This is a genomic window from Bradyrhizobium sp. BRP56 (assembly GCF_020194035.1).
In the GTDB taxonomy this organism is placed as follows: Bacteria; Pseudomonadota; Alphaproteobacteria; order Rhizobiales; family Xanthobacteraceae; genus Bradyrhizobium; species Bradyrhizobium australafricanum.
Window position 1 is genome coordinate 21,514 of record NZ_JADYVV010000092.1, and the last position, 8,359, is coordinate 29,872.

Consider the following 8,359-nt stretch of genomic DNA (forward strand, 5'->3'; position numbering starts at 1 on the left):
CACGCTTCTCAACGGTCTCTGTGCGCCCGCGGAGGAGCCAAAAAGGTCGATGCGGCTTGCCTGCTTCTAGTAGCTAATTTGCTTCGCGCTTGCGGATGCGGCAGCGCCTAACGAGGCATTACGCTGAAGTTGTCCAAGCGCGTCCCGAGTTTAGGGCATGAGTAGAATCTTCGTATGCACAGTGTCACGTTAAGGGGTAACGAGCTTATCCTGCCTCGTCGTCGCTTACTCTGACCCTTAGCTGACTTGCCCAGCGCTTGGCGCTTTGTACCCGCTGCATTAGTTCAGAAGCGGTTCGGGCAAAATAGTGGTGGAAAAATAATGCGACAACCATGTATCGAGAATGCTAATCTGCGACTTAAGATTGCGGAGAGCAGTGACATAGCTGATCGTTATTGCCGCGGAAGTGTGAGTAATCTTGCTGCCTTGGTCGAGGCTGTCAATTCTGCGCGTAATTTTCGTATCGCCTCGTTCGCCAGATGCAAGGTATTCCGTTCGCCGTTCCTTATCGAAGATTCCAGGGAAGCTCGCAATCGGCTATGAAGTACTGTCTTGTGATTATGTGCCAGCAGCGGATCCTTCTCGACAAAGCGCCACGCCTTGTCAAACGCGGCGCTCACGAGAATTTCGGGCGCCTGCATCTGCTCGGATGAGATCTGATCCATCTCAAACTCCAATCGATATCTTGAATACGAAGAGGTCGCGTTGTCGAAGCATCGAGTGCCGGTGGCCTATCAAGCAAGAGATCGGGTCCGTAGGCGCGCTCACGCATCGAGCCACTGTCGACGCTACGATCAGATTTATACAGACGCTTATTGAAGCGCGGATGACCGAACGTCGTAGTACCAAATTCAGTTCAATGATTCTGTATCACTCGAAGGCGGGCGTTATCGCGCGCTTTCATGCCGAATTGCCCAAATTGCTTGCGGTCGGTGGTGGTGGCTAATCCAAGAAACTAGAAGAGCGGGCCAGATTGGGTCGGCGCGACGGTGCTAGCGGACGAGCTGACCTTTCACCACATTCGTAACCGAGAAATACGAAGCGTTTGAACCCCAGTATTGACCGTTTTGTACGATTCACCGCCTAAGCGCGTGACGCAGTCTGGACAGTGTTTGTCGGCGTTCTAACATGATCGACGGCGCGCCCGTCTTTCTGTTGTTTGACCCGTTCGCATGGCCGCGTAGTGTGACGTTTTGCGTCAAGTGGGAGTGCAGTAGAGAAGGCGGTGACGAGATGCGGGGTAATTGCGATGATCTGGTTGGTGCTGTCCTGCAAGGAGCTGTGGAATGTAGTGCGTTGCGGGATGTAAGAGGTGCTGCCGCAACACAGGCGCCGAACCATTGAGGAAAACGTACCGAACGAGACAATCATGCCTCTGCGTCGCCACATACGTTGCTTCGCATTCATTCGCTTAGCTGCGGAATATAAGGCATTATAGATACGAAGTACTTGATACAAGAAAGTCCAGCTGAGATGAGAGTCGATGATGACCTCCCCGGCGCGATGGCGTCCTTTCAAACCTCGCTGTGATGCCGGAGGTTGCAATATGACAGGGCAACGGAAGCGGCTCGCTCGCGAGACATAAGCCCATTGAATCTTGAGCCTTGCTGCGGTGCTGGGCGCGCAAAACCGCAGCGCGGCGTCGGCCCAGCTATGAATGGCGTTTCATCGCGTCCTCAACGGCCGGAGTACACCGAATCGAACGTCACTCCGCTGCACGCGACAGAATCAGTTTGGCGATCTTAATTCGGTTGGCAGGCGTACGCAGAGCCTCAGGTAAAGCTGCCACTGTTTGATCGAAAAGCCGGCCCAAGGCCTGAAGGTCTTCTGGATGATAGATGCCGCGGTCCGCCGACATTCGCGCTGTTTGCCCGTCGCTAGCGTAGCCGTTGGTCCTCGCATCGCCGAGCTGACCGAGCGCAAGCTCCGCATTTATCATTTCGTTTGTGAGTGCGTTAAGCAGCCGGACCGCTTCGAGTTCGTTGCCTTCTTCACCGATGAGGGCGGCAACGATGCCCAGTTGCAGGTCGATGCGGTGCTTCAGGTCCTGTATACGCGACCTGGAAGGATCGAGTTCCACGGTGTTTCTCCAGAGTAATTAAAAGCAGGGCTAGGCTAAGTAAAGAGGTGCGTCGTTTGTCGCGTTCGTGGGGCTGCAGGCGCGTGACGAGGACGAATTGCCGCTGCAGAAGGCTGTGCACGCGCACAGTCAGTCGCGAACAGCGCATAGAATGAGATGACCGCGGTGCAAGTTTGCAGAAAGCAGGTGAAGGCGGCCAGCGCCGAGTAGCGCTGAGGGTGTGAACGAGTGAGAATCGCCGACCACGATGATGTAGGGGTCCGGTTCGCCTTGGCCGAGGGCCCAGTTCGCTTGTCAGAGGCCTAGCCGGCGCACGCATGGACCCCAGCCGATAAGAGTACGTGAGAGCCAATCTCCTGGAACGCCTTTAGCATGACGACAATTAGGTCGGCGACTACGCGGTAGATGGCGCGTGGGACGTTGCGATGCGCCATCCGACTATGGGTGCGCAGCACGTGCCGCGATTTGCAGGATGGGGTAGTCTCATTGGTGATGCAGGCACGCGCGGCTGGAGATGCCCGGCGACGATGCTCAAAGCAAACTGGGTTCATTGTCACACGTGGTTCGTGAAGGGCTGCTTTCCGAAAATCGGCGATTGACTATGGGGTATTTGGTTAAGAACGGTAAAATCGAAAGTTTTGATGGGATGCATCCAGCTCGCGGATAGCGCGCGCGATCGGGGGATCCGCTCTGGAAGACGCATGAGACCAGCAGCATATGAACAACGTTGGCTTGACATGCCGCCGCTCTCCAAATCAGTTCACGTCACCGCCGACGACATCGGCCGAGAGGCCTGCACGATGGTCATCGGGGCGATTCAGTCCTCATCGGTCTTTGGACCTCCTGCTGAATAAGGCAGGAGGTCCTAGATAAGCGACTTCGGGACATCCAATCATAGATGGAGGTCGCGACGCGCTGCCTCTCTGAGGTGCCAAAATCGGATAGTCATTGTCTGGCGATGATCTCGGATCTGATTGTGGTTGCGGTGTATAGAGAAGTTTCCAGCGGGAGGTTCCCGAATGCAAGCTGGCAAAGTAGGTAGTTGGCGCCCGCTTCCTCCATCTGGTTAAGAAGGAGCTGTCGGGCGGAAGCTGGTGTTCCGACGACGCACAATTCGTTCTCGAGCGCTGCATCGAAGGTCAGCGGCAGGGTAGGTGGTGTCGGAATGGCGTTCAGCTCGTATACGAATCTAAAGCTCTCGAGCCATCGCTGATAAGCGGTTTCCGCTGCTGCATGGGCGTCTCGGTCAGACTGCGCAATCACGACCATGCGGAGCAGACCAAGAAACGGCTCCCGATCGTCCGCGTCCGTCATGCCCGCCCGATGCGAGCGGAACGCATTCGTAATGTTTCGGACAGCTGAGGAGCGGCCTTGGCACGCCAGATTGGCGCCATTTTCAGCGGCCCATTCCGCCGACTCGGTCCGGCTGCTCGTAATCCAGGTCGGCGGACATGGATGCTGATGAGGCTTCATGGTCAAAGGTATCTCGCTCAGCTCAAAAAATCGTCCGTGATAGGATAGCGTATGCCCCTTAAGCGCAGCATTTAGGATTTCGCTGGCTTCCTCATAACGCTCTGGCGCCGCGTCCGCGCTGACGCCGAAATAGCCCCATTCGGTCGGCAGGGAGCCACGTCCGATACCGAGCTCGAGCCTGCCGCCGCTCAATTGGTCAAGCATGCAGATCTCTTCGAACGCGCGCAAAGGATGATAGAGGTTGAGCAACAGGACCAGCGGACCAACGCGCAGTCTCTGGGTACGCTGCGCGACACTCGATAAAAAAAGATTCGGCGACGGCCCTCTGCCATGTGGTGTGCAGTGATGCTCGGCTAGGTGATAAGCGTAAAATCCCAGAGAATCACACACTTCCGCCAACTTGAGGCGATCTTCGTATTGTCGCGCGACATCGCGACCGTCGTCGTCCAAATGGTCGAAAATGCCGCACGTTAGTCTTGGAGGAGGGCTGTTTTTCACTTGATCATCTCCGTTTGTGGAACAGAAGTCCCGGTTGCCTGATGTCGTCTGTCTCAAAGACGGCTCGTTCGCTATTTGACCGCTTTTGACTTCTCTCGTTGGGTGCAGGCACCGAGCTTGCACGATGCGATTGGGTCATGAGAATCTGCAAATGGCGGTCTGATCACTACTTTGACAGGAGCTCGCGAAGGGCCGTCACACCGAGCATGTGCTCCACCAGAAGCATCTTTAGCTTCACGTTCTCCTCTTCCAGGGCCCTCAATCGCTTGGCCGCAGGAACGTCCATGCCGCCAAACTTGGCTTTCCAATTGTAGATTGCCGCCTCAGAGATCCTGTGCCTACGAGCTAGATCGGCCGCTTTCGCGCCGGCCTCATGCTCCCTCAATATCGCGATAATGTGCTCTTCCGTGAATCTCGGTCGCTTCATCTGTCCGCCCTTCTTGGGGGAGGACTTGCACTGCGGCCAGAGCAAATTGCCAATAGGAGGTCAGCTGCCGCGCGCCAGCACGACGCTTGGGTCGGAGGGTACTCCAGAAGGGTCAAGTTCAGCGAAGTCGGCTGCAACTTCCTGCCTTTCAGGCCCGACAGGCCGAAGGTTGTTCGCGAAGGCATAACGGCGCCCAAAGATGCGCACGCCGATGGCATGGCCGATCACATTGATGTCGAGAATGTTCTGGCTCGTGTGTAGCCAGCCCATTGGCATGTCGCGGCGGCCGGCCTGACGGCGGTTCGCTCCAAGGTGGAGCTTTTCCTCGCATGTCGGCATTGCCGTGCCAGGACGGTAACGAGCCTTCCAGTAAGGCGGCGGACAGCGGGAATGGGGGCCCATTGATGGCAACGCAAGTCACGTGGAGAGCTGTTCGGTCGGAACGCCAATTGGCCGTCTTGCCGTGTGCTGTTCGCAGGACCTCGCACGGCGCGCGCCTGCTCATAGAGTGCAGCGCGCATGTGCATCTGTCGGTATGCCGGCTCGATGACGCAAATTGCTGATGCAAATTGAGTTCCATGGCTACGTTGTGGGAAGAAACCACCGGCACTTCGTGATGTCGCCGAGCCGTTGCAGACGGCATAGAGGCCTACTTGAGGAGGAGCCGGTGAACCAAAAAGAGCGACCATCGGGCTGATCAAGACATGCCTGCCAAGGTGGTCGTGCGACACTGAGGGTTTGCACAAGCACTACTTGTTTATCATCGGACGCAACTCATCCCCCAGTGGATCGACGTCAGGCAGCTCTGCCAGCGCTGCAGCGAACGCCAAAAATGCTCCGAAAACCGCGAGTATAAGAGTGCACGCCAGTAGGGCCGCACCAAGGTCGTGAGGGCGTTTCATTCTCTGTATCACTGGCTGAATTGTGGGAGGTTGCTCGTCGTCCCCGATCAGTTCTGCTTGACGGCTTCAACATGCCCGTCACGCCAGCGGTAAACGAGAAATCCAGGAGCCGCGTTGTCTCCTTTAAAATCAAACAGTATTGGGCCTATCACGGTATCGATCGGCCACGAACGAAGTGCGCTGGCCACTCGTCGAGCATCGAAAGAGCTGGCCCGCTTTACCGCCTCTGCCCATGCTTGGACTGCTGCATAGGCGTAAAGCGTGTATCCTTCGGCAGACAGATTGGCAGCGCTGAGTCTGGCCACGATGCCGGCCGCTTTGGCATTCTTGACGGGGTCGGCCATGAAGGTGAACAATGTGCCATTTCCTGCACTGCTGGTAATGGCCCAGAATTCAGAGGTCATCAGTGGATCGTTTGCCATGACGATGAGGCCGGCACCTGCTTCTGACGCCTGGCGTACGATCAGTCCAATTTCGGTATGATAGCCGCCGATATAGGCGACCCGCACGCCGTCCTTCTTCATTCTTGAGACCAGTGCTGCGTAATCCTTTTCACCGGCTATGTAGCTTTTTCGAATGACGTGCTCGCCGGATTTCTGCAGCTGTGCCGCAACCACGTCGGCAATGCCCTTACCCGCCGTGCTCTTGTCGTCGAGCACTGCGATCGTCTCGTTATGGTGATTTGCGTGAATGTACTCAGCTGCAACGAGACCCTGTTGGTCGTCACGGCCGCAAATCCGAAACACCGTCTTAAGGCCACGTTCTGTCAGTTGAGGATTTGTCGAGCCAGGTGACATTTGAATGATGCCTGCTTCATTGTAGACGTCGGAGGCCGGAATCGACGAAGAAGAACAAAAGTGGCCAACGACTAGCCGGACGCGCTCGGTTGTGAGTTTATTCGCAACTGCGACGGCTTGCTTGGGGTCGCAAGCGTCATCGACGACGGTCAATATCAGCTTGGTATCGGGAAGTATGCCCGACGCATTCAAAGCCTCGACGGCGGCCACCGCTCCATTGCGCATTTGTGCGCCAAACGCCGCGCTGCTTCCGCTCATAGGACCAGCTACGGCAATATTGACGTCGGAGGCGCGCGTAGTCGAGCCGACGGCGCAGAAGAGCAGTGCTGCACTGGCAGCTAAAACGTAACGCCGACCCAACATTGTAGGGCTCCAATGCTCACCTGAAGTGAACCGCCAGCGCCGGCGGCTCGATTTGCTTCCAAGCCTGATGTGGTCGCTTCTGCCAAGCGAAGTCGTGCGCGTCAGCTTGGCTACGCCGCGACCATGATAGAGCCTACAATTTGACGTTACGTGCGGTTCAAGTCCCTTTGTGAGAAACTAATAAACCGTGGTCTCGGCGGAATGATCAGCGAGATCCTGCGCATCCCTGCGCCCAGGCCGTCAGTACGGCTGATCCTCCAGCCCCGCAAGGGCGAGGTCGAGATACTGCATAAGAGTAGGATCCCAACCGGCCAGACTGCGAGGGGCACTCAACCGCGCAAGGACCTTCAGGATCGTTGAAACGCGCGAATCGGCTCCGGCGATTTCGCTGATCAGCAGCCGCGCTGCAACCGCCACAGCTTTCGCTCGCTCACCGCAAGGGTGTTCGCCCCGATCCATGCAATCACGCAGTTCGTCGCGGATTCGCCTCCACCGCTCCTCGCGCTCTATAGCCAATTTGCACGTACATCGGGACGTCTGACTACGCGTCTGGACCTTAGACATCGCATCCAAGGTTGCAGGCAGCTCATCTACACTTACCTGGATCTCACTGCCTGTCGTCATGTCGCGTAAACGATCTCGCAACAGGGTCGCTCGAGCGACTTGAAGTTCGATCCGCTCCAAATGTTTGCGCAGCAGGTCAATGAGTGAGGTAGTGCCCTCCATTGCCTTACGTATCTCGTGAAGGGAGAAGCCAAGCTCACGTAACGCGCGAATCTGATGAACTCGTTGGACGCTTTCACGATCGTACATCCGGTGACCGCCGTCTGTGCGCTCCGATGCGGCCAAGAGCCCGGTATGTTCATAATGATGCAGCGTGCGTACCGTCACTCCGGTCGCCTCTGCAAGTTCGCCAATGCGCCATCGACGCCTTCGTGGTGTAGCTTTGCTCATGTTGTTCAATTTCAAAGCCTACAACCTGACGTCACGTATGATTCAAGCTATTTCAAAGCTCTAGCTGGATCGTCTTCCATTCCAGCGTAAGAGATGGTGACTATCCTCAGAATGGTTGGCGATCAACCCTTAGGTGAAATGATGATCAACAAGTTCATCAGGCATGCCAGCCTGGACGCGCCGCTCTCTGTACTATCCAAGATGAGTTTGGCGACTGCGGTCCGATTTTCAGGCGTTCGCATCGACGGCGGTAACGCATTGATTGCGCCATCAAACAGGCTTCCTAAGACAGATAGTTCTTCCGGATCGAATACGCCGCTGTACTGTTCCAACGGTCGGCTCCTTGTTTGTCATTGCGCCAAGGCGGCGCACGTCGTCAAGACGTTTGGCCGCGATAGGGCCAAAAGAAGTCAGATCAGCGGCGCGGAGCGATGAAGATGCATGGCGCCTTAAGGTGATGCGACAAGGCAACACAGGCGCGCGGTGTCTTGCAAAATAGCACGAGCGATTCCCGTCATCTGTACAATCGCTCGGCGGGCTGGCCGCGCGTCATGTGCGGCTCGGCGGAGGAATCGACTCCGCGCATTCGGAGCACGACTGGTTCTGAGCGCGGATGGCGCGAGCCCCGAGTTGATCTTGCTCATGCCGCTACGTGAGGCCGCGCTCAAGGGCGGGGCCTGGCCCGCGCGATGTATCGAGCGCTTGGTGCGGCGCTTCTGACGTGTGGCCCCTCTGAAACGTACGCATCCGGCCAGCACCCCGGGCAGTCGCGCCGGTCTGCCGCGGCGCCTCAGGCAGCAGCCGCATTGGGCTGTTGGGTCGCCTTCCAATTCCACGGGAGCAGGTCGGCGACTCTGTTGACGGG

General features: G+C 56.9%; 7 protein-coding genes and 1 pseudogene. All 8 read right to left on the reverse strand.

The window, feature by feature from the left end; translation table 11 throughout:
* Positions 1-392: 392 nt before the first annotated feature.
* The 8 genes and pseudogenes from I6F38_RS39395 to I6F38_RS39430 all read right to left on the reverse strand — a co-directional run bounded on the left by I6F38_RS39395 (position 393) and on the right by I6F38_RS39430 (position 7,826).
* A complete protein-coding gene (locus tag I6F38_RS39395) occupies positions 393-665 on the reverse strand; it encodes a hypothetical protein (RefSeq protein WP_075968984.1) in 273 nt (90 codons plus the stop codon).
* 1,040 nt (positions 666-1,705) lie between these two features.
* Positions 1,706-2,080, reverse strand: coding sequence for a NolY (locus I6F38_RS39400; RefSeq protein ID WP_225164194.1), 375 nt, complete (start codon positions 2,078-2,080; stop codon positions 1,706-1,708).
* A gap of 945 nt (positions 2,081-3,025) precedes the next feature.
* Positions 3,026-4,051, reverse strand: a complete 1,026-nt coding sequence (locus I6F38_RS39405; RefSeq protein WP_026192371.1) for an LLM class flavin-dependent oxidoreductase — start codon at positions 4,049-4,051, stop codon at positions 3,026-3,028.
* Positions 4,052-4,220: 169 nt separating this feature from the next.
* Positions 4,221-4,478: pseudogene (locus I6F38_RS39410) on the reverse strand (transposase); the annotation flags it as partial.
* Positions 4,479-4,538: 60 nt separating this feature from the next.
* Positions 4,539-4,748 (reverse strand): hypothetical protein, encoded by a 210-nt coding sequence (locus tag I6F38_RS39415; protein ID WP_225164195.1) that lies wholly within the window; start codon positions 4,746-4,748, stop codon positions 4,539-4,541.
* A gap of 679 nt (positions 4,749-5,427) precedes the next feature.
* The gene (locus I6F38_RS39420; RefSeq protein WP_225164196.1) at positions 5,428-6,540 is read right to left on the reverse strand and encodes a branched-chain amino acid ABC transporter substrate-binding protein; all 1,113 of its coding nucleotides are present in this window, start codon (positions 6,538-6,540) and stop codon (positions 5,428-5,430) included.
* Positions 6,541-6,780: 240 nt separating this feature from the next.
* A complete protein-coding gene (locus I6F38_RS39425; protein ID WP_026192373.1) occupies positions 6,781-7,494 on the reverse strand; it encodes a MerR family transcriptional regulator in 714 nt (237 codons plus the stop codon).
* A gap of 122 nt (positions 7,495-7,616) precedes the next feature.
* On the reverse strand, positions 7,617-7,826 hold the full coding sequence (locus I6F38_RS39430) for a hypothetical protein (protein ID WP_075968983.1): 210 nt from the start codon (positions 7,824-7,826) through the stop codon (positions 7,617-7,619).
* Between the last annotated feature and the right edge of the window lie 533 nt (positions 7,827-8,359).

What these genes read in the sequence shown, in the direction of transcription:
- I6F38_RS39395 (WP_075968984.1), bottom strand. Translation starts at nt 665, where the DNA reads ATGGATCAGATCTCATCCGAGCAGATGCAGGCGCCCGAAATTCTCGTG.
- I6F38_RS39415 (WP_225164195.1), bottom strand. Translation starts at nt 4,748, where the DNA reads ATGGGCTGGCTACACACGAGCCAGAACATTCTCGACATCAATGTGATC.
- I6F38_RS39420 (WP_225164196.1), bottom strand. Translation starts at nt 6,540, where the DNA reads ATGTTGGGTCGGCGTTACGTTTTAGCTGCCAGTGCAGCACTGCTCTTC.
- I6F38_RS39425 (WP_026192373.1), bottom strand. Translation starts at nt 7,494, where the DNA reads ATGAGCAAAGCTACACCACGAAGGCGTCGATGGCGCATTGGCGAACTT.